The 19,075-nt window shown below is 72.6% G+C and carries 20 protein-coding genes and 1 other RNA gene; 14 read left to right on the forward strand and 7 right to left on the reverse strand.

Features of this window, described 5'->3' with window-relative positions; genetic code table 11:
- The first annotated feature begins 163 nt into the window (after positions 1-163).
- Genes SCK26_RS26395 through SCK26_RS26405 form a run of 3 tightly spaced genes read left to right on the forward strand, consistent with a single transcriptional unit; the run spans position 164 to position 3,035 of the window.
- The gene (locus SCK26_RS26395) at positions 164-1,000 is read left to right on the forward strand and encodes a Nif3-like dinuclear metal center hexameric protein (protein WP_318203816.1); all 837 of its coding nucleotides are present in this window, start codon (positions 164-166) and stop codon (positions 998-1,000) included.
- A 17-nt stretch (positions 1,001-1,017) separates the two neighbouring features.
- Complete coding sequence (locus SCK26_RS26400) at positions 1,018-1,761, forward strand: zinc ribbon domain-containing protein (protein WP_318206096.1); 744 nt, start codon at positions 1,018-1,020, stop codon at positions 1,759-1,761.
- A 20-nt stretch (positions 1,762-1,781) separates the two neighbouring features.
- A complete protein-coding gene (locus SCK26_RS26405) occupies positions 1,782-3,035 on the forward strand; it encodes a bifunctional RNase H/acid phosphatase (protein WP_318203817.1) in 1,254 nt (417 codons plus the stop codon).
- Here SCK26_RS26405 and SCK26_RS26410 read toward each other — a convergent pair.
- A complete protein-coding gene (locus SCK26_RS26410) occupies positions 3,007-3,669 on the reverse strand; it encodes a bifunctional 4-hydroxy-2-oxoglutarate aldolase/2-dehydro-3-deoxy-phosphogluconate aldolase (protein ID WP_318203818.1) in 663 nt (220 codons plus the stop codon). The two genes, SCK26_RS26405 and SCK26_RS26410, sit on opposite strands and share 29 nt — an antisense overlap.
- A gap of 63 nt (positions 3,670-3,732) precedes the next feature.
- Complete coding sequence (gene yaaA, locus SCK26_RS26415; RefSeq protein ID WP_318206097.1) at positions 3,733-4,515, reverse strand: peroxide stress protein YaaA; 783 nt, start codon at positions 4,513-4,515, stop codon at positions 3,733-3,735.
- Between the two features lie 422 nt (positions 4,516-4,937).
- On the opposite strand from yaaA, the gene SCK26_RS26420 reads away from it, so the two are divergent.
- The 3 genes from SCK26_RS26420 (at position 4,938) to rnpB (ending at position 6,327) form a co-directional block, all read left to right on the forward strand.
- Complete coding sequence (locus SCK26_RS26420) at positions 4,938-5,360, forward strand: DUF4260 family protein (protein WP_318203819.1); 423 nt, start codon at positions 4,938-4,940, stop codon at positions 5,358-5,360.
- A complete protein-coding gene (locus SCK26_RS26425; protein WP_318203820.1) occupies positions 5,353-5,874 on the forward strand; it encodes a TetR/AcrR family transcriptional regulator in 522 nt (173 codons plus the stop codon). Before SCK26_RS26420 ends, SCK26_RS26425 begins: the two co-directional genes overlap by 8 nt.
- Positions 5,875-5,924: 50 nt before the next feature.
- An RNA gene (gene rnpB / locus SCK26_RS26430) (RNase P RNA component class A) lies at positions 5,925-6,327 on the forward strand.
- A 167-nt stretch (positions 6,328-6,494) separates the two neighbouring features.
- Here rnpB and SCK26_RS26435 read toward each other — a convergent pair.
- Together SCK26_RS26435 and SCK26_RS26440 are read right to left on the reverse strand one after the other, a co-directional pair.
- Positions 6,495-7,016 carry an NUDIX hydrolase gene (locus SCK26_RS26435; RefSeq protein WP_318203821.1) on the reverse strand — a complete coding sequence of 174 codons (522 nt, stop codon included), beginning with the start codon at positions 7,014-7,016 and terminating at the stop codon, positions 6,495-6,497.
- Positions 7,013-8,278 carry a tetratricopeptide repeat protein gene (locus tag SCK26_RS26440; RefSeq protein WP_318203822.1) on the reverse strand — a complete coding sequence of 422 codons (1,266 nt, stop codon included), beginning with the start codon at positions 8,276-8,278 and terminating at the stop codon, positions 7,013-7,015. Before SCK26_RS26440 ends, SCK26_RS26435 begins: the two co-directional genes overlap by 4 nt.
- A 409-nt stretch (positions 8,279-8,687) precedes the next feature.
- Between SCK26_RS26440 and tgmA the strand changes: the two genes are divergently transcribed.
- Genes tgmA through tgmC form a run of 3 tightly spaced genes read left to right on the forward strand, consistent with a single transcriptional unit; the run spans position 8,688 to position 11,040 of the window.
- A complete protein-coding gene (tgmA, locus tag SCK26_RS26445; protein ID WP_318203823.1) occupies positions 8,688-8,954 on the forward strand; it encodes a putative ATP-grasp-modified RiPP in 267 nt (88 codons plus the stop codon).
- Positions 8,954-9,919 (forward strand): ATP-grasp ribosomal peptide maturase, encoded by a 966-nt coding sequence (gene tgmB, locus SCK26_RS26450; RefSeq protein WP_318203824.1) that lies wholly within the window; start codon positions 8,954-8,956, stop codon positions 9,917-9,919. Before tgmA ends, tgmB begins: the two co-directional genes overlap by 1 nt.
- Positions 9,916-11,040 carry an ATP-grasp peptide maturase system methyltransferase gene (gene tgmC, locus SCK26_RS26455; protein WP_318203825.1) on the forward strand — a complete coding sequence of 375 codons (1,125 nt, stop codon included), beginning with the start codon at positions 9,916-9,918 and terminating at the stop codon, positions 11,038-11,040. Before tgmB ends, tgmC begins: the two co-directional genes overlap by 4 nt.
- On the opposite strand, the gene SCK26_RS38020 is transcribed toward tgmC, so the two are convergent.
- A complete protein-coding gene (locus SCK26_RS38020) occupies positions 10,939-11,469 on the reverse strand; it encodes a DUF6087 family protein (protein WP_412080785.1) in 531 nt (176 codons plus the stop codon). The genes tgmC and SCK26_RS38020 overlap by 102 nt on opposite strands.
- Between SCK26_RS38020 and SCK26_RS26465 the strand changes: the two genes are divergently transcribed.
- From SCK26_RS26465 to SCK26_RS26480, 4 genes are read left to right on the forward strand one after another with little or no spacing between them, the layout of a single operon-like run.
- Positions 11,468-11,602 (forward strand): hypothetical protein, encoded by a 135-nt coding sequence (locus SCK26_RS26465; protein WP_318203826.1) that lies wholly within the window; start codon positions 11,468-11,470, stop codon positions 11,600-11,602. The genes SCK26_RS38020 and SCK26_RS26465 overlap by 2 nt on opposite strands.
- Positions 11,603-11,625: 23 nt before the next feature.
- Positions 11,626-13,818 (forward strand): MMPL family transporter, encoded by a 2,193-nt coding sequence (locus tag SCK26_RS26470; RefSeq protein ID WP_318203827.1) that lies wholly within the window; start codon positions 11,626-11,628, stop codon positions 13,816-13,818.
- A gap of 51 nt (positions 13,819-13,869) precedes the next feature.
- A complete protein-coding gene (locus SCK26_RS26475) occupies positions 13,870-15,075 on the forward strand; it encodes a sensor histidine kinase (protein ID WP_318203828.1) in 1,206 nt (401 codons plus the stop codon).
- Entirely contained in the window at positions 15,072-15,734 is a 663-nt protein-coding gene (locus tag SCK26_RS26480; protein WP_318203829.1) for a response regulator transcription factor, read from the forward strand. Before SCK26_RS26475 ends, SCK26_RS26480 begins: the two co-directional genes overlap by 4 nt.
- Positions 15,735-15,865: 131 nt before the next feature.
- Here SCK26_RS26480 and SCK26_RS26485 read toward each other — a convergent pair whose 3' ends face one another.
- The gene (locus SCK26_RS26485; protein WP_318203830.1) at positions 15,866-16,411 is read right to left on the reverse strand and encodes a DoxX family protein; all 546 of its coding nucleotides are present in this window, start codon (positions 16,409-16,411) and stop codon (positions 15,866-15,868) included.
- A gap of 341 nt (positions 16,412-16,752) precedes the next feature.
- Here SCK26_RS26485 and SCK26_RS26495 point away from each other — a divergent pair, with 341 nt between their 5' ends.
- The gene (locus tag SCK26_RS26495; protein WP_318203831.1) at positions 16,753-17,952 is read left to right on the forward strand and encodes a serine hydrolase; all 1,200 of its coding nucleotides are present in this window, start codon (positions 16,753-16,755) and stop codon (positions 17,950-17,952) included.
- A 306-nt stretch (positions 17,953-18,258) separates the two neighbouring features.
- Here SCK26_RS26495 and SCK26_RS26500 read toward each other — a convergent pair whose 3' ends face one another.
- Positions 18,259-19,017, reverse strand: coding sequence for an SDR family oxidoreductase (locus SCK26_RS26500; protein ID WP_318203832.1), 759 nt, complete (start codon positions 19,015-19,017; stop codon positions 18,259-18,261).
- Between the last annotated feature and the right edge of the window lie 58 nt (positions 19,018-19,075).

Genomic DNA, 19,075 nt, shown 5'->3' on the forward strand with positions numbered 1-19,075 from the left:
GCTAGTTTTGGTGTGCACAGGCGTGTGAGGCGCCCGGGCCCGCTTCACACATACGGGTGGCGCAGAAGCGATTCACCCGAGGAAACCGGGACGGGTGTGCCGAGCGGGGCCAGACCGGACGCATGCGGTACACCCCCGTCGAACAGCCAGGTAGCCTTGGCCCGTGCCCCGTCTGTCTGAAGTCATCGCCGCGCTGGAGAACCTGTGGCCCGCAGAGCGGGCCGAGTCCTGGGACGCGGTCGGCACGGTGGCGGGCGACCCCGACCGCGAGGTCACCCGGGTGCTGTTCGCCGTCGACCCCGTGCGGGAGATCGTCGACGAGGCGGTGCGGCTCGGCGCCGACCTGCTGGTCACCCACCATCCGCTCTATCTGCGCGGCACGACCACGGTCGCGGCCACGCACTTCAAGGGCCGGGTCGTGCACACGCTGATCAAGAACGACATCGCGCTGCACGTCGCCCACACCAACGCCGACACCGCCGACCCCGGTGTCTCCGACGCCCTCGCCGCCGCCCTGGACCTGAGGGTCGTAGGCCCCCTCGTGCCGGACCCCACCGACCCGCACGGGCGCCGGGGCCTCGGCCGGGTCTGCGAGCTGGACCACCCGCTCACCGTCCGCGAACTGGCCGCCCGTGCCGCCGAGCGGCTGCCCGCCACCGCGCAGGGCATCCGGGTGGCCGGCGACCCCGAGGCCGTCGTCCGCACGGTCGCCGTCAGCGGCGGCTCCGGCGACAGCCTCTTCGACCAGGTCCGCGCGGCCGGCGTCGACGCCTTCCTGACCGCCGACCTGCGCCACCATCCCGCCTCGGAGGCGGTGGCCCACAGCCCCCTCGCGCTGCTCGACGCGGCGCACTGGGCCACCGAGTGGCCCTGGTGCGAGCTGGCCGCGAGCCAGCTCGACGAGATCTCCGACCGCAACGGCTGGGACCTGCGGGTCCACGTCTCCAAGACGGTCACCGACCCCTGGACCGCCCACGCGGCGTCCATCAACACCCTCTAGCCCACGGGAGCCCCCAACTGAACGCCGCGCCCGCCGACCAGATCCGACTCCTCGACGTCCAGGACCTCGACGTCCGTCTCCAGCAGCTCGCGCACAAGCGGAAGTCGCTGCCCGAGCACGCCGAGATCGATTCGCTGACGAAGGACCTCACGCAGCTGCGCGACCTGCTCGTGGCCGCGCAGACCGAGGAGAGCGACTGCGCCCGCGAGCAGACCAAGGCCGAGCAGGACGTCGACCAGGTGCGCCAGCGCGCCGCCCGCGACCAGCAGCGCCTGGACTCCGGAGCGGTCACCTCGCCGAAGGACCTGTCCAACCTCCAGCACGAGATCGCCTCCCTCGCCAAGCGGCAGGGCGACCTGGAGGACGTGGTCCTCGAGGTCATGGAGCGCCGCGAGTCCGCGCAGGAGCGGGTGAGCGAGCTGACGGAGCGGGTCGGCTCGGTGCAGGCGAAGATCGACGACGCCACCGGGCGCCGGAACGCGGCGTTCGAGGAGATCGACGGCGAGGTCGCCTCCGTGACGAAGGAGCGCGAGGTCGTCGCCGCGTCCGTCCCGGCGGACCTGCTGAAGCTGTACGACAAGCTGCGCGCGCAGCAGGGCGGCATCGGCGCGGCCAAGCTGTACGCCCGGTCCTGCCAGGGCTGCCGGCAGGAGCTGGCCATCACCGAGCTGAACGAGATCCGCTCGGCCGCGCCGGACACCGTGGTCCGCTGCGAGAACTGCCGGCGCATCCTGGTGCGCACGGCGGAGTCGGGCATCTGAGGAATCCTGGGGGAGCCGGCGTGCGGGAGTTCATCGTCGAGGCCGACGGCGGGTCGCGGGGCAACCCGGGGCCCGCGGGGTACGGGGCCGTGGTGCGCGACGCGGCGACGGGGGAGACGCTGACGGAGGCGGCGGAGTTCCTCGGCGTCGTCACGAACAACGTCGCCGAGTACCGCGGCCTCCTGGCCGGACTGCGCGCCGCGCACGCCCTCGATCCCACCGCGAGGGTGCACGTCCGCATGGACTCCAAGCTCGTCGTCGAGCAGATGTCGGGCCGTTGGAAGATCAAACATCCCGACATGAAGCCGCTGGCCGGCCAGGCACGCTCCGTCTTCCCGCCGGACCAGGTCACGTACGAGTGGATCCCCCGCGACCGGAACAAGCAGGCGGACCGCCTGGCCAACGAGGCGATGGACGCGGGAGCGAAGGGCGAGCAGTGGTCGCCGTCGCAGTCCCGCGCCGACCTGGCGGCGACGGCACCGACAGCCGACGAGACCGCGTCACCTCCCGACGAGACAGCTGCACTTCCCGACGAGACAGCGGCGGCACTTCCCGACGAGGCAGCTGCACTTCCCGGCGAGGAGGACCGCCCGCCCTCCGGCCAGGCGCACTCCTCCGCCCCCGGCTGGAGCGCCGCCCCCGACCTCGGCGCGCCCGCCACCCTCGTGCTGCTCCGCCACGGCGAGACCCCGCTCACCCCCCAGAAACGCTTCTCCGGCAGCGGCGGCACCGACCCCTCGCTCTCCGCCGCCGGCCGCGAGCAGGCGCACCGCGTCGCCGAGGCCCTGGCCAGGCGCGGCACCATCCAGGACGTCGTGGCCTCGCCCCTCGCCCGTACCCGGGAGACCGCCGCGATCGTCGCCGCCCGCCTGAACCTGGACGTCACGGTCGAGGACGGCCTGCGCGAGACGGACTTCGGCGCCTGGGAGGGCCTGACCTTCGGCGAGGTCCGCGAGCGCTACCCGGACGACCTGAACGCCTGGCTCGCCGACCCGCAGGCGCATCCCACCGGCGGCGGCGAGAGCTTCGCCGAGACCGCCGTACGGCTGGCCGCCACCCGGGACAAGCTGGTCGCCGCGTACCCGGGCCGCACGGTCCTGCTGGTCACCCACGTCACCCCGATCAAGACCCTGATCCGCCTCGCCCTCGGCGCTCCGCCCGAGTCGCTGTTCCGGATGGAGCTGTCGGCGGCGTCCCTGTCGGCGGTGGCGTACTACGCGGACGGCAACGCGAGCGTACGGCTGTTCAACGACACGTCCCACCTGCGTCCCTGAGCCCGGCCGCGGCCCGCGCCAGCTCCTCGATCCGGCCCCAGTCGCGGTCGGCCACCGCGTCCGCCGGGACCATCCAGCTGCCGCCGACACAGCCGACGTTGGGCAGGGACAGGTACTCCGGCGCGGTCGCCGGCCCGATACCGCCGGTCGGGCAGAACCGGGCCTGCGGCAACGGTCCGGCCAGCGAGCGCAGATACGCCGTACCGCCCGCCGCCTGCGCCGGGAAGAACTTCATCTCCCGCACCCCGCGCTCCAGCAGCGCGACCACCTCCGAGGCGGTCGACACCCCGGGCAGGAACGGCACCCCGGACGCGCGCATCGCCGTCAGCAGTGCCTCCGTCCAGCCGGGGCTGACCAGGAACCGCGCCCCGGCCGCCGTCACCGCGTCCACCTGCTCCGGTGTGACCACCGTGCCCGCGCCGACCACCGCCTCCGGTACCTCGCCGGCGATGGCGCGGATCGCCTCCAGCGCCGCCGGGGTCCTGAGCGTGACCTCGATCGCGGGCAGCCCGCCGGCCACCAGCGCCCGCGCCAGCGGTACGGCGTCGGCGGCGTCGGCGAGCACCACCACGGGCAGGACGGGCGCGAGATCCAGGACGGAGGGGTCGGCGGCGGAGGGCAGCGGCGAGGTCATGCCCTCATCGTGCCCAGCGGCTGCACCACCCGCAATGAGCGTTGCGCATAGTGCAACGAGCCGTCAGTGGATCTCGTCCACCAGCACGTCCAGCGCCCACGCCCTGCCCGCCTTGCCGGGAGCCTCGGCCTCCACGGTGTAGCCCAGCTCCCGCAGCGCCTCCACCAGCTCGGCGGGGTTCTCCGGCGCGGCGCCGGACGTCAGCAGGCCGCGCACGATCCGGCCCTTCGTCGCCTTGTTGAAGTGGCTGACGACCTTCCGGGTGGGCGCGTGCAGCACTCGTACCGTCGCCGTGCGCCCGGCCGCCTCGCCCTTCGGCTTCCAGGCGGTCGCGTAGGCCGAGGAGCGCAGGTCCAGCACCAGCCCCTCGCCGGCCGCCGCCGGCAGCACCTCGGCCATCGGCGTCCGCCAGTGTCCGGCCAGCGCGCCCAGGTCCGGCAGCTTCACGCCCATCGAGCAGCGGTAGGAGGGGATCCGGTCCGTCACCCGCACCGCGCCCCACAGTCCGGAGAACACCAGCAGCGAGTCCGCGGCGCGCCGCCGGGCGCCGGCGTCCAGCGTGGCCAGGCCGAGGGCGTCGTAGAGGACACCGGTGTAGATCTCCCCGGCGGGGCGGGCGCCGGCCGTGCGCAGCCCGGCGTTCTTCGCGACCTCGCCGCGCAGCCCCTCGCTGAGCCCGAGCACCTCGCGCGCCTTGTCCGGGTCGCCCGAGCACAGCTCGACCAGCTCGCCGAGCACGGCCTCCCGGGCGGCGGTCAGTCCCGGCAGGGACAGCGAGCCCAGCTCCAGCGGGGCGCCCTCGACCGCGTTCGCCTTGCCTTCCGAAGGCGGCAGCAGGACCAGCAACACGTACTCCTCACGTAGACCTCCGCGCCAGGGTACGGCGGTCCCGCGGGTGGCCCGGTCCGCGGGGTTCAGCGCGCCGCGAGGGCCTGGACCAGGGCGCCCGGGTCGTCGGCGTACAGCCGGACCACGCTCACCGGCCTGCGCCGGTACACCGTCGTCGTTGCTCCACCCCCAAGACGATCTCCGGCATACGGCGGACCGCCTCCGTCCGGCCGGGCACGAAGCGCCCGCAACGCCGTGTTGCGGAGTCTTGGTTGACGCACCGTCAGCAGTCCGTCGGGAACCACGCGCGAGGCTCCATGTCGGCCGGCGCGTACGCCTCGCGGGATACGGGCCACCGTGCCAGGGCTTGACGGCTAACGGTGTTAGCCATACGTTCTGGGCCGACCCTGGCGCGCCAAGCTCCCGACCCGGAGGCAGTCATGACCGCCACAACCGGCACGACCACCGTGACGCGGCACTTCCCGCGTCCGGCCCTGCGCCGCGGGGCCTGGCTGGTGTCCGCCCTGTTCTGGTCGGTCCTCGCGGTCGTGGAGGGCGTGCACCACGGCTGGCCGGCCGTGGCCCTCGCGCTGACCTTCCTCGTGCTGCCGGACCTGACCTTCCTGGTGGCGCTCGACGAGGCACCCCGCATGGCCAAGGGGCAGCTGCCGCCCCGCGCGGTGCCGTACTACAACGCCATGCACCGCGCCCTGGTCCCGCTCACGCTCGCCGTCGCCTGCGCCGCGCTCCCGCCGCACTGGCCGGCCGCCTTCGCCGCGCCGTGCGGCTGGCTCGCCCACATCTCCTACGATCGCGTCCTCGGCTACGGACTGCGCACCAAGGAGGGCTTCCAGCGTGGCTGACCGGCTCACCCCGCGGGCACGGGAGATCGTGGCGGCGGCCCGGGACCTCCTGGAGGAGTCCGGACCCGCGCACCTGACCATGCGCACCCTCGCCGACCGCCTCGGCATCAAGGCGCCCTCCCTCTACAAGCACTTCCCCGACAAGCACGCCGTGGAGGTCGAGCTGGTGGCACAGCTGCTGGCCGAGACCGCGCAGACCCTCCAGGCCGCCGAGGCCCGTGCCCCCGGCTCGCTGGAGGCGCTCGCCATGGCCTACCGGAGCTACGCCCTCGCCCACCCCCACCTGTACTGCCTGGCCACCGAACGGCCCCTGCCGCGCGCCGAGCTGCCTGCCGGCCTGGAGGACCGCGCCGCCCGGCCCCTGCTGCGCGTCTGCGCCGGCGACATGGACCTGGCCCGCGCCTTCTGGGCCTTCGCCCACGGCATGGTCGTCCTGGAGATCCACGGCCGCTTCCCGCCCGACGCCGACCTGGAGACGGCGTGGCGGCGGGGGATCGGGGCGCTGGGGACGTAGGGCCGGTCCGCGCGGGGGCAGCCGCCCGGTACCATGGTTCTCACGGCAGACGAGCCGGGCGGACGGCCGCGTGGAGTCCCTTCAAGGGGCTTCCCGAGGAACGTCCGGGCTCCACAGGGCAGGGTGATGGCTAACGGCCACCCGGGGTGACCCGCGGGACAGTGCCACAGAAAGCAGACCGCCCGGCGCTCAGGCGCCGGGTAAGGGTGAAACGGTGGTGTAAGAGACCACCAGTGCCCAGGGTGACCTGGGCAGCTAGGTAAACCCCACCCGGAGCAAGGTCAAGAGGGGACACTCCGGTGTCCCTGCGCGGACGATCGAGGGCTGCCCGCCCGAGTCCGCGGGTAGACCGCACGAGGCCGGCGGCAACGCCGGCCCTAGATGGATGGCCGTCGCCCCGGCCGCCGCGAGGCAACCGGGGAACAGAACCCGGCGTACAGCCCGACTCGTCTGCCGCCTAGGTCTTCTGGCCGGCGAACACACTGGACAGGCGTCCTTTTCCGCGTGTTGACGGACGTCGCTCGGCCCCGGTCCACACCGGTTCGTACCGGATTGCGTGGCCGTGACGTGGCCGTGGAAGCAGCCATGCCTCGGACGCCGGAGCCGGGCGACACGCATTGTCATATGAGGGGCGTGCCGTCGCGAAGGTACAGCGGCCGTCCCGCGTCCAGTGCCTTCAGGGCGTGCTCGAACCGGCGCCGGGTGCGGTCCCGGAGGCGGTCGGCGGCTTCGGTGATCGTGACGAAGGCGGCTTCGGACAGCTCGTCGTCTCGTGGCCGTAGTCGGTCGGCCTGGTCCTGGTTCAGGGTGCCGCCGTCGAAGATGAACGCGAGCTGATCATCCCAGGGACCGTGTGGGGCCACCCAGTCCACCACCAGCAGCCCGAGCAGCGTGACGCGCACGCCGAGTTCCTCCATCAGCTCACGGCGGGCGGTGTCCTCCGGCGGCTCGTTGGCCTCCGCCATCCCGCCGGGCAGATCCCATCCCGGTTTGTACGTGGGTTTCACCAGAAGCACACGGCCGTACGGCTCCCGCAGCAGCACGTCGGCCGCCACGCGCTTGCGGGCCTGCTTGGCGTTGCCCTCCGCGAGGTACGCATTCCACGCGTCGGTGTCGGCGGGATCGGGTGCTGTGGGCTTCATGCGGTGGTGCCTCCCGGGGATGGCGGGATCAGATCGGCCAGCAGGAGCATTCTGGCGCGGTGTGCATCATCGAACCGCGCCAGGTGCTCCCGGACCGGCCGGTACCCCCGGTGCGGCTCCAGCAGCCGGCGTAGCCCGTCAAGCTGCTGCACCACTCGGACCGAACCGAGAGTCGGGCTCGTACTGAGTAGGTCGTGGCCGACGCTCACAGCGGAGTCCAGGTCACCCCGGCGCACGTGGATGTCCACCAGGCTGATCCGGCTGAGAGCCAGGGACCGCGCCCGCCCCGCCTCGCGCAGCGCAACAGCTTGTTCGGCGTGCGACAGCGCCTCGTCGTACTTCTCCAGATCACGCAGGATCAGAGCCGACTCGCCGGCCAGCGCGGCGGTGTCGAACGGGCTCAGCCACGGGTGGTCGGCAGTGGGCGAAGCCTCCAGGCCGCGGTGCGCGGCCTCCAGCGCGTGGGCGGCCGGGGTGCGCTGAGACGCGACCGCCAGCGCACGCGCCCGCATGGTGTGCAGCCGCGCTGTCAGCGCGGGAATCCGAGGCCCCTGCGCGGCCAGCTCGAGCCCGGTCCGCGCCCAGCCGACAGCCCCGGCCGCATCCCCGGTCTCAAGGGCAAGGTGGCTGCTGCTCGCAGCAACGTGCGCGGCCAACGGGAGGTCACCAGAGGTGTGGGCCAGTGCGAGAGCGCGGGCGAAGTGCTGGGCCGCGCGGTCATCATGACCGGAGTCGTGAGCCATCCAACCCGCCATCTCGGTCAGCGCGGCTGCGGCGGCGAATACCTGCGGACCGCTGCCGATGTCGACCAGCCGGGGCGCCACCCGGTCCGACAGGTGCCGGATGACAGCCCCGTACAACCTGCCGCCGCCGGTCTGGCGGTCAGCGCTGCGGAAATGATCCATCGCCACCAGGTCGTCACCGTCCGGCGGCGGCCGGTCCGTGCGCTCGTGCTCGGCGGTCGTCGGCGCGGGCTCCCACGAGCGTCGAGCCAGCCCCAGCAGATGGCCGGGGATGTGGAAGGCGTCGGCGATCTGCTCGAACAGGGTCAGCTTCTCCACCCGGCTTTTGCCGTTCATGTAGTCGTACAGCCGCCCCTGCGTGATGTCGACGGCGGCAGCGATGCGCCGCGTACTGACACCGCGCGCATTGAGCATCCGGAACACCGCCCCCATGTCCCGCTCGGCGCACGCATGGCGCAGCCGTTCATCCCCGAGCAAACCGGCGGCGACCTCCCGCGGGTCCGGTGACAGACGGTCCATCTGCAACTCCCCCGGGTAGCGAATGGAACCGATGCTAAGGCCGACGCCGCTGAGAGGACTCCGCGGTGGAGTCACCTTCTGGAGTCTCCCCATCCCCGTGCCCACGTGTTGACTGACTGTCAGCTGCCGGGAGCCGCACCCGTGAAGGCACCTCGGCGCCGCCCCGCCAGCAGGCTTCTCCCCGAGGCACACGGGCGGGGCTTCCCTCCAGCCACCCAGACCAAGGCGTGACGACGACCATGACCAACGAGCGAGTGAGTCCAGCCGGCGGGCTCGGGCTGGACGCAACGGCCGCCCGCCCAATCCCTGGGAAGGGTGGCCCGACCACCCCCGGCCGAGCCCCGCTCGCCGTCCGGAAGCCGCGGGCGGCGGCCGCCATTGTCGGATCACCTGAGAGAAGAGGAGACTCATGCAGCAGCCATTCACGTCACTGGATCAGGTCAAGCCCTGGGGACTCGGACGCATGCGGCCGTACCCGGCTGCGGCCGTTCTCCCCGCCGCCCGGCCCGTCCTCGACCCGCACACGCAGGTCCCCGCGTGGGTCGGCAACGACGGCGCACCGCTGACGGTGGAGGCCAGGCACAAGCGGTCGGAGACGTCGCAGGAGACGAGCACGAAGACCAGCCTGGACGGCACTCCGGACCAGGGGAGCGACCAGAACGGGGACACCGACTGATGGCTGTGGGTGGGCCGCCCGTCCTCGTTGTCACGCGCCTGGACGACGCGACGGCTGATGAAGTGATCACTGAACTGAACCGGCGTCGCGTGCCAGTGGTCCGCCTGGACCCCGGCGACTTCCCCCGCGAGGTGGCCGTGTCCGGAACCTTCGACAGCACCGGGACCGGTGGCACTCTCGCCACCGCATCCCGGAGCGTCGACCTCGGGAACGTCCGCTCGGTGTACTGGCGGCGGCCCACCCCCTACACCGCCGACCTTGCCATGGACGAGCAGACCGGCCGATGGGCCGTCGGAGAAGCCCGCTACGGGCTTGGTGGCATCCTCGCCACTCTCCCCGGCGCGCACTACCTGAACCACCCATGGCGCAACAGGGATGCCGAGTACAAGCCGGCGCAACTGACCACGGCTGCCGCCTGCGGTTTTACCGTGCCACCCACGCTCATCACCAACGTTTCCGACCGCGCCCGCGCCTTCGCCGCTGAACACGGGCCGGTCATCTACAAGCCGCTCAGGGAAACCGAGTACACGGACGACACCGGCCGCGCGCTGACCGTGTGGATCGAGGACGTCACCCCAGGCCAGATCGACAACCACCTACGCCTCACTGCGCACCTGTTTCAGCAGCGCGTCCGCAAGTCCGCCGACATCCGCCTCACCGCCGTCGGCGACCACCTCACCGCCGTCCGCATCGACGGCTCACCCGGCGTGGACTGGCGCCGCCATTACGACCGGCTCACCTACACCCCCGTGCCCGTCCCTCCAGCCATCGGCAAAGGCGTGCGCGCCTACCTCGATGCCTTCGGACTCATCTTCGGCGCCTTCGACTTCGGTCTGGACCGTGAGGGCGTCTGGCACTGGTATGAGTGCAACCCCAACGGTCAATGGGCTTGGTTCCCCGACCACATCACCGCTCCCCTCACGCACGCCATCGCCGACCGCCTACAGCACGGAGTCCTCGCATGACCGACCCCGCGGACCTGCGCCGCCGACTCGCCGCCGCCGTCCCTGTGAACGACCCGGCTTGGCGCACAGCCCTCGAAACGGTGCCCCGCGAACTCTTCCTCGGCAACGGCCTGTTCCAGTTCGACGGCCGCCGGTGGACCCCCGTGCACCGCGACCAGACCGATCCCGGAAAGTGGCTGGGGATCGTCTACCAAGACACCACCTGGGTCACCCAAGTCGACGGCACCAGCGCTGTAGACGCCACCGGACCCGTCACCGGCCGCCCTACCTCGTCCAGCACGCTGCCCTCCCTGATCGTGCGCATGCTCGACATCGCGGGCATCAGCGAGGGTCACAAGGTGCTGGAGATCGGCACTGGCACCGGCTATTCCACCGCAATCCTGTGTAGCCGCCTTGGCGACAAGAACGTGTACTCCATCGAGTACGACCCGGGCTTGGCCGCCGCGGCGGCCGACCACATCCACGCCGCCGGGTATCGCCCCACCCTGATCACCGGCGACGGCCTCGCCGGACACAAGAACGGCGCCGAATACGACCACATCGTGGCCACCTGCGCCGTCCGCCACATCCCGCCGGCCTGGCTGTACCAAGTACGCGCCGGTGGAACCATTACCACCACCATCAGCGGATGGATGCTCGCGTCCGGACTCGTCCGTCTCACCGTCCAGGACGACGGCACCGCCATCGGCCGCTTCCACACCGACCAGATCAGCTACATGCTCGCCCGCCCCCACGAACGCCCGCCCCGACCCACCTTCCACCAGCATCCCGGCCGCACCCGCGCCACCCGCGTGAACCCGGCACTCCTGGAGAACTGGACCGGGCAGTTCCTCGCTCAGCTCGCCGCACCGTCCGCCGAACTGATGACCACCAGCACGGGGGTGATCCTCGTGGACGTCGCCACCGGGTCGCAGGCGTGGACCGAACCGGCCGGAGGCGGCTGGACGGTGCACCAGCACGGCCCTCTCCGCCTCTGGGATCAGGTGGAAGACGCTCTCACTGGCTGGCAGGACGCGGGCTCACCCCCACACTCCGACCTCGGCCTGACTGTGGACCCGGACGGCACCCAACGGGTGTGGCTCGGAGCACCCGACGGCCGCTCCTGGAACCTGCCGGCCTGAACGCACGTTTGTGCAGGTCATAGCACTGCGGCGACTCTCCTCGGGGTACAGCCCGACTCGTCTGCCGCCTAGGTCTTCGTAAGCGGCCATCGTGGGAGCCGCGACTCGCGGGGCCGGAAACCGTTCTCGGGGTTGGCGCGGCGTCTCGGGCTTCCGATGTCTGCCGGTTCCCGGGCCGAGTCTCGGCGCTGCCTCCGGGGCCGGGGCGGCCTCGGGCCTCGGGAACAGGAGGCGGCGCGCCTCCGCGAGATTCGCCGCGAAGCCGTGCGGCTCCCACAGGTGTCCGTTCCACCGCTGGATCGCGCGGGGTGCCTCGGGATTCAGATGCGATGCCCGCGGGCCGTCGCCGGTCACGAGGGGTACGGCGCGAAGCTGCCCGATCCTCGCGTCCCGGCGCTCGGCCCACTCGGCGAGCGGTTCGTCGTCCATGCCCGGCCTCGCCGGCCTCGGGGCGTACCGGCGGGACACCGACCAGGTCGGCCGGTCCCGCGCCTTCCGCCGTACCGGTGTCCACCAGGTGGTGGACACCAGGTTCAACCGGTCGCCGCTGTCGGTGCCGTAGCTCCCGCCAAGAGCATGGACGGCATGAAGAATCTTCCTGTGCGCATGGCCGGCTGGAGTGCCGCCCACCCCTGGCGGGGCATCGCCGGCTGGCTGGCGTTCGTCGTGCTGTGCCTCGGCATCGGCATCTCCGTCGGCACCAACGCGGCGACCTCCGAGGACTTCCGTATCGGCGAGGCCGGCCGCGGCGAGGCGATCGCCGCCGAGGGCGGGCTCCAGCAGCGGCCCGTCGAGCACGTCCTGATCACCGCCGGGCCCGGCACCGGACGGCTCGACCGGCGTGCCGCCGACGCGGCCGCCGCCGACATCACCGCCCTGATGAGCAGGCTCCCCGAGGTCCGCTCCGTCGCCGGACCGGTGCACAACGCGCGGTACAGCGCCGTACGGGTCACGGTCACCCTCAACGGCCCCGAGCTGGAGGGCAAGAAGCACGTCGAGCCGCTGCTCGCGCAGACCGCCGCCGTACGGAAGGCCCACCCGGGGCTGCGCATAGAGGAGACCGGGTCGCCCTCCATCAGCAAGGGCGTCGAGAAGCTGCGCGGCGACGACCTCTCGCGCACCGAGGTCATCGCCCTGCCGGTCACCCTCGTCACCCTGCTGCTGGTCTTCAGCTCCCTCGCCATGGCCCTCGTACCGCTGCTGCTCGCCCTGTCCTCGATCGTGGCGGCCGTAGGACTGTCGATGGCGGCCTCGCACGTCTTCCCGGACGCGGGCGTCGGCACCAACGTCATCCTGCTGATCGGCCTCGCCGTCGGCGTCGACTACACCCTCTTCTACCTCAAGCGGGAGCGGGAGGAACGGGCCCGCGGCGGCGGCCGGCTGAGCCCGCGGGCCGTGGTCGAGATCGCCGCCGCCACCTCCGGCCGCGCCGTCGTCCTCTCCGGGCTCGCCGTCGCCGTCTCCAGCGCCACCCTCTACCTCGCCGACGACGTCATCTTCTCCTCCATCGCCACCGGCGCCATCGTCGTCACCCTCGTCGCCGTCGTCAGCTCCCTGACGGTGCTGCCCGCGCTGCTCGCCAAGATGGGCATGCGCGCCGAGCGCCGGGCCGAGCGCGGGCTCGCGCCGAAGAAGCCGAGGACGTACCGGGCCGGGCCCGGGCGGCTCACCGCCGCCGTGCTGCGGCCCGTCGCCCGCCGCCCCGCCGCCACCCTCCTGGTCGCGGTCCTCGCGCTGCTCGCCTTGGCCGCCCCGGTCCTCGGCCTGAAGCTCACCGACATGGGCCGCGAGACACACTCCCGTTCCATCGCCGCCATGCGGGTCTACGACCGGCTCAACGCGGCCTTCCCCGAGCTGAAGTCCATGCACCAGGTCGTCGTCCGCGCCGGCGCCGACCGCTCCGCCGAGGTCACCGCGGCCCTGCGCCAACTCGCCGCCGACGTCGAGGACGACCCGCGCCTGAGCGGCACGTCCACCCTGACCACCTCGCCCGACCGGCGGATCAGCATGCTCCAGCTCCAGGTTCCGCACTACGTCAGCACCAACCAGGCGCAGACCTCGCTCAAGGACCTCCGCGAGCGCTACGTCCCCGAGACCGTCGGCGCGGTCAAGGGCGCCGAGACCGCCGTGACCGGCGACGTCGCCCGCTACGCCGACTATCCGGCCCACCAGGAACAGAAGCTGCCGCTCATCATCGGAGCCCTCCTCCTGGTCACCTTCGCCATGACCGTCTGGGCGTTCCGCTCCGTCGTCCTCGCGCTGGTCGGCGTCGTCCTCAACCTGCTGTCCGCCGGCGCCTCGCTCGGCATCCTGGTCCTGGTCTTCCAGCACACCTGGGCCGAGCAGCTGGTCGACTTCACCTCCACCGGATCGATCGGCTCGCGCGTCCCGCTGTTCCTCTTCGTGATCCTGTTCGGCCTGTCCATGGACTACCAGGTCTTCGTGATCAGCCGCGTCCGGGAGGCCGCCCTGCGCGGAGTCCCGACCCGCAGGGCCGTCATCGAGGGCATCGGCAGCTCGGCCGGCGTGGTCACCAGCGCCGCCGTCGTCATGGTCACCGTCTTCGCCAGCTTCGCCGCCCTGCACCTGATCGAGATGAAGCAGATCGGGTTCAGCCTCGCCGTCGCCGTCCTCCTGGACGCCTTCGTCATCCGCATGCTGGTGCTGCCGTCCCTGATGCTCCTGCTCGGCGAGGCCAACTGGTGGCCCGCGCACGGTCCGCGCCGCACCCGCGCCGCCGCCGGACCCGCCCCCCGTCCCCTGGAGACGGTGAGCTGACCGCCACCGCCGCTAGGATTCCGAACACCCTTACGGATGAGGTGAGTCGGCGTGACCCCTTGGCAGCAGCAGCCGAGCGACCGGCTCATCCCGGACCGCGTCCTCCTGTGGAACACGGCGGGCTGGATCCTGTTCGGCCTGCTGCCGACGGCCGGCGGCGTCCTCGACCGGTCGCCGGCCCGGCAGTACTGGATGTTCGGCCTGCTCGCCCTGATCGCGGTGTGCCACACCGTCACCCTCTTCCGGCCGCCGGGCCGGTTCCTGAACCGCCGCGTCCACCTCGGCGTCCTCGCCCTCGTCCTGGGCGCGACCTCCTACCTCCTCGACGGCGGGGCCGCCTTCTACGTCGTGTCCCTGCCGCAGTTCTGGTTCTACACCCGCACTCCTCGTGACGCGGTCGCCTTCAGCGGCCTGGCCGCCGCGCTCACCGTGTTCGGCGGCACCCTCGGCCAGGGCTGGAGCCCGTCCTTCCGCACCGGCAACACGGTGGCCACCGTCGTCGCCTACGCCGTCGGGTCCGGCCTCGCCCTGTGGCTCCACCGCTTCGTCGGCCAGAGCAACGAGCGGCAGGAGCGACTCACCGCCGAACTCGTCCTCACCCAGGAGGAACTGGCCCTCGCCCACCAGCGGCAGGGCGCCGCCGAGGAGCGCGAGCGGATGGCCCGGGAGATCCACGACACGCTGGCCCAGGGCTTCGCCTCCATCGTCGTACTCGCCGAAGCCGCCCGCGCCGCCCTCACCGCCGATCCCGACCGCAGCGCACACCAGCTCGCCTCCATCGAGCAGACCGCGCGCGAGAACCTCACCGAGGCCCGGGTGCTCGTCGGCTCCGTACCGGTCAGCGGCGTGGCACCCGGCTCGGTCGCCACCACCCTGCGCCGCACCCTGGACCGCTTCGCGCAGGACACCGGCCTCACCGTCACCGCCGAACTGCCCGACATCGACCTGGACCAGCGCACCCGTGTCGCCCTGCTGCGCTGCACCCAGGAATCCCTCGCCAACGTGCGCAAACACTCCGGCGCCTCCACCGTCGGCGTCGTCCTCGGCGAGGTCCCCGGCGGCGTCGAACTGGAGATCACCGACGACGGCAACGGGTTCGTCGTCGCGGAGTCGCGCGGTTTCGGTCTCGACGGCATGCGCCGGCGGCTCGCCGAACTCGACGGCGAACTCACCGTCACCAGCTCCCTCGGCGACGGCACCCGCATCCTCGCCACCCTGCCCACACCCGGCCGCGCCGACCCCGAAGGAACCAGATGACCGACACCGACACCGTCACCGACTCCGCCGGCGACCGGATCCGTGTCGTCGTGGTCGACGACCACACCGTGATGCGCGCCGGTGTCGTGGCCCTGCTGGCCGGCGAGCCCACCATCGAGATCGTCGGCGAGGCGGGTGACGGCCGCGAGGGTGTCGACCTGGTCCGGCGGCTCACTCCCGACGTGGCCCTCCTCGACCTGCGTATGCCGGTGCTCGACGGAGTGGCCGCCACCACCGAGATCGTCGCCCTGCCGGTGCCGACCCGGGTGCTGATCCTCACCACCTACGACACGGACGCCGAGATCGAACGGGCCGTGGAGGCCGGCGCCGTCGGCTACCTGCTCAAGGACACCACCCGCCGGCAACTCGCCGACGCCATCCGCTCGGCGGCACGCGGCGAGACGGTCCTCGCGCCCAAGGTCGCCGAACGCCTCGTGGCCCGCATGCGCCGTCCCGAACCCGTCTCCCTCACCGCCCGCGAACGCGACGTGCTGCGCGCGGTCGCCGACGGTCTGTCCAACGCCGAGATCGGCCGCCGCCTGGTCATCGGCGAGGCCACGGTGAAGACCCACCTGCTACGGGTCTTCGCCAAACTCGACGTCAGCGACCGCACCCGAGCGGTCGTCGTCGCCTTGGAAAAGAACCTCCTGACAGGATGACGGTCCCACCCCGCTCCGGGCACCGGCTGCCCGCGCCCACGGCCGCCGGAAACATACGCCGGCCGGTACAAGAATTCCCGGGGTGGTGACGACGGTCGAGGCGTGTGCCCGCGACCGCCCGCCGCGGCCGCTCACTCCTCGAACAGCGTCTCCTGCTCGCCCTCCGCCGTGCGCCGCAGCCGGCGGGCACGGGCCCCGACCACCATGGCCGTCGCCGCCGCCGTCGCGCCGAGCGCGGCCGGGACCATCCAGCCCCGGTCGAGGACGTGCCCGAGAGCGTGGTCGAGGGAGAGGCGGCCGGGGCCGGTGACGGCGAGGCCGGTCGCGATCAGGCCCAGGAGTGCCGCGTGTTCGTAGCCGCCCTCCTGCGCGAAGAAGCCGTTCGGCACGTGCACCGCCGCCGCTCCCGCCATCCCGCCGGCCGCCGACGCGCCCGCCGCCGGGGTCGCGAGGCCCAGCGCCAGCAGTGTGCCGCCGCCGGTCTCCGCCAGGCCCGCCGCCATCGCGCTCAGCTTCCCGGGCACGTAGCCGATGGACTCCATGAACTGGCCGGTGCCCTCCAGGCCGTGTCCGCCGAACCAGCCGAACAGCTTCTGCGCGCCGTGCGCCGCCAGCATCCCGCCGGTGCCCACCCTGAGCAGCAGCAGGCCCAGATCACGTCGGTCGTAACAGGTCACGGTGACTCCCAGCAGACAGTCGGACGGACTTCCCCCGCGGCTCCGTGGCGCCCGCTCCGGGGCCCCGTGACCCCACCCTCGCACCGGCCGCCCCGCCCGGCTCCTCCTGGCTGCCGTTCGGGTGGCGGGCCGGGGACGGCGGTGTGAACCCGACGCCATGACGATCCGGCCGGCGAAGCTCCGCGACCCGGCAGGCCGGTCCTTCGTCCGCATCGTCGACGCGCACGACCGCGAGCACTTCCTCGCCTTGCGGCGCCCGGATTCCGCTCGTCGCGGCGTGATCCGATCCGTACGGCCCTCCGGTCACGGGACATCCGCTCGGCGCGGTGTACCGTCCCCGGGTGCGTGAATGTTCCCGGCTCAGCCGGCGTGCCGTCCTCGGGCTGACGGCCGCCGCCCTGCCCCTGTCCACGGCCACCGGTGCCGCGGCGAGCACGGCCATCGCCATCGGAGGCGAACGTCTGGCCCGTCCCGGTGTCCAGGTGCGCGGCGCCTCGGCGCCGCCCCGGAAACTCACCGCCCGCGCCTGGCTGGTCGCCGACTGCGCGAGCGGGGAGGTGCTCGCCTCGTTCGACGCGCACCGGCGGCTCGCGCCCGCGTCCACGCTGAAGATGCTGTTCGCGGACACCGTGCTGAGGAAGTTCGACCGCGCCCGGCGGTACAAGGTGACCGACGCCGACCTCGCCGACGTCCCGGCCGGCTCCAGTCTCGTCGGCATCAAGCCCGGCATCACCTACACCGTCGAGCAGTTGTGGCAGGGCGTGTTCCTGCGCTCCGGCAACGACGCCGTGCACGTGCTGTCCCACATGAACGGCGGCCTCGCCAGGACCGTCGCCGAGATGCAGGCCAGGGCCGACGACCTCCAGGCCCTGGACACCCATGTGGTCAGTCCCGACGGCTTCGACCACAAGGGCCAGCTCTCCTCCGCGTACGACCTCACGCTCTTCGCGCGCCACGGGCTGAAGGACGCCGACTTCCGCGGCTACTGCGGCACCCGCACGGCCGACTTCCCGGCGGGCGGCAAGAAGACCTTCCAGATCCAGAACACCGATCGTCTGCTGACCGGCGCATGGGGCCTGAAGACATACGACGGCCTGATCGGTGTCAAGAACGGCTACACCAGCCATGCCGGCAACACGTTCACCGGTGCGGCCACCCGGGGCGGGCGCACCCTGCTGGTGACCGTGATGCACCCCGAGGCCGGCGGCAACGCCGTGTACGAGGAGACCGCCGCGCTGCTCGACTGGGGCTTCGGCCACGGGCGTTCGGCCCGGCCGGTCGGCACCCTGGTCACCCCGCTCAGCGAGGGCGGGTCGAGCGCGGACCCGGCGTCCGGGCGGAAGGCGGTACGCGCGGCGGCCGGCGCTCCCGGCTCCATGACCGCCGGCGGCGGCGGCTCGGCCGGGCCCGCCGTGGCGGCCGGCGCCGGCGCGCTCGCGCTGCTGGGAGCGGGCGCGTGGGTGCTGCGCCGGCGCCGGACCCGAACGGCGGCGGCCGAGGGCGGCGAAGGGCCGCAGACGGGGCGGGAGAGGCGGAACTGAGCGGCCGCGGCCGGGTGGTGGCGGCCGGTACGGGCGGGCGCATGCGCCGAGCCGTCGTGTCCGGCCGTCCGTGCGCGTACGTCTGCGGCGGCCGTTCCACCGGTCGGACCGGCCCCGCGGCAGTGCGAGGCGTGTCCCCCCTGCTCCGGTCCGGTGGAACGGCCGCCGTCTCCCCCTCGCAATGGCTCGCGGAACCTGCGCACCCCAAGTGTGAAGTTCCGGTGGAGAAAAGTTGAGCACACGTCAGTAACGTGCGGCAATAGTCCGGACGTTCACGTTCCGCCCGCTCGTGCGGCCGGAGGCGGCTCAGCCGCGGCCGAGGTAGGGCATCGTCGTCGCCAGCACCGTCGCGAACTGCACGTTCGCCTCCAGTGGCAGTTCCGCCATGTGCCGCACGGTGCGCGCCACGTCGGCCACGTCCATCACCGGTTCCGGGGCGACCTCCCCGTTTGCCTGGAGTGCACCCGTTCGCATCCGCGCCGTCATGTCGGTCGCCGCGTTGCCGATGTCGATCTGGCCGACCGCGATCCGGTACGGTCGCCCGTCCAGGGACAGCGACTTGGTCAGGCCGGTCAGCGCGTGCTTGGTCGCGGTGTAGGCGACCGAGTGCGGGCGGGGCGTGTGCGCCGAGACGGAGCCGTTGTTGATGATCCGGCCGCCCTGCGGATCCTGCTCCTTCATCCGCCGGTAGGCCGCCTGCGCGCACAGGAACGCGCCGTTGAGGTTGGTGTCCACCACGTGCCGCCAGGCGTCGTACGAAAGTTCCTCGACCGGGACCCCGCCGGGCCCGAAGGTGCCCGCGTTGTTGAACAGCAGGTCCACCCGGCCGAACCGCTCCACGACCGCCGTGAACAGCGCGTCCACGTCCCCGGGCCGGGACACGTCGGCCGGGACGGCGAGCGAGGCCGCCCCGGGCGCCAGTGCCGCCGTCTCCGCCAGCGGCTCGGCACGCCGGCCGGCCAGCGCCACGGACCAGCCGGCGCGCAGCAGTTCCACGGCGACGGCCCGCCCGATGCCGGACCCGGCCCCGGTCACCACCGCGATCTTCGAGTTCCTGTCAGTCATGACTCCGCAGCGTAGGCGGAGAGTCCGTCATGCGGAATCCGATGTCCGCCATACGGCT

It is taken from the genome of Streptomyces sp. SCL15-4 (assembly GCF_033366695.1).
Lineage (GTDB): Bacteria > Actinomycetota > Actinomycetes > Streptomycetales > Streptomycetaceae > Streptomyces.

Excerpts from the sequence above, each read along its gene's own strand:
- SCK26_RS26465 (WP_318203826.1), top strand. The coding sequence starts at position 11,468 with ATGCCCGGCCTCGCCGGCCTCGGGGCGTACCGGCGGGACACCGACCAG.
- tgmB (WP_318203824.1), top strand. The coding sequence starts at position 8,954 with ATGGCTGTGGGTGGGCCGCCCGTCCTCGTTGTCACGCGCCTGGACGAC.
- tgmC (WP_318203825.1), top strand. The coding sequence starts at position 9,916 with ATGACCGACCCCGCGGACCTGCGCCGCCGACTCGCCGCCGCCGTCCCT.
- SCK26_RS26410 (WP_318203818.1), bottom strand. The coding sequence starts at position 3,669 with ATGACCTCGCCGCTGCCCTCCGCCGCCGACCCCTCCGTCCTGGATCTC.
- SCK26_RS26470 (WP_318203827.1), top strand. The coding sequence starts at position 11,626 with ATGAAGAATCTTCCTGTGCGCATGGCCGGCTGGAGTGCCGCCCACCCC.
- SCK26_RS26420 (WP_318203819.1), top strand. The coding sequence starts at position 4,938 with ATGACCGCCACAACCGGCACGACCACCGTGACGCGGCACTTCCCGCGT.
- SCK26_RS26500 (WP_318203832.1), bottom strand. The coding sequence starts at position 19,017 with ATGACTGACAGGAACTCGAAGATCGCGGTGGTGACCGGGGCCGGGTCC.
- SCK26_RS38020 (WP_412080785.1), bottom strand. The coding sequence starts at position 11,469 with ATGGACGACGAACCGCTCGCCGAGTGGGCCGAGCGCCGGGACGCGAGG.
- SCK26_RS26440 (WP_318203822.1), bottom strand. The coding sequence starts at position 8,278 with ATGGACCGTCTGTCACCGGACCCGCGGGAGGTCGCCGCCGGTTTGCTC.
- tgmA (WP_318203823.1), top strand. The coding sequence starts at position 8,688 with ATGCAGCAGCCATTCACGTCACTGGATCAGGTCAAGCCCTGGGGACTC.
- SCK26_RS26435 (WP_318203821.1), bottom strand. The coding sequence starts at position 7,016 with ATGAAGCCCACAGCACCCGATCCCGCCGACACCGACGCGTGGAATGCG.
- SCK26_RS26480 (WP_318203829.1), top strand. The coding sequence starts at position 15,072 with ATGACCGACACCGACACCGTCACCGACTCCGCCGGCGACCGGATCCGT.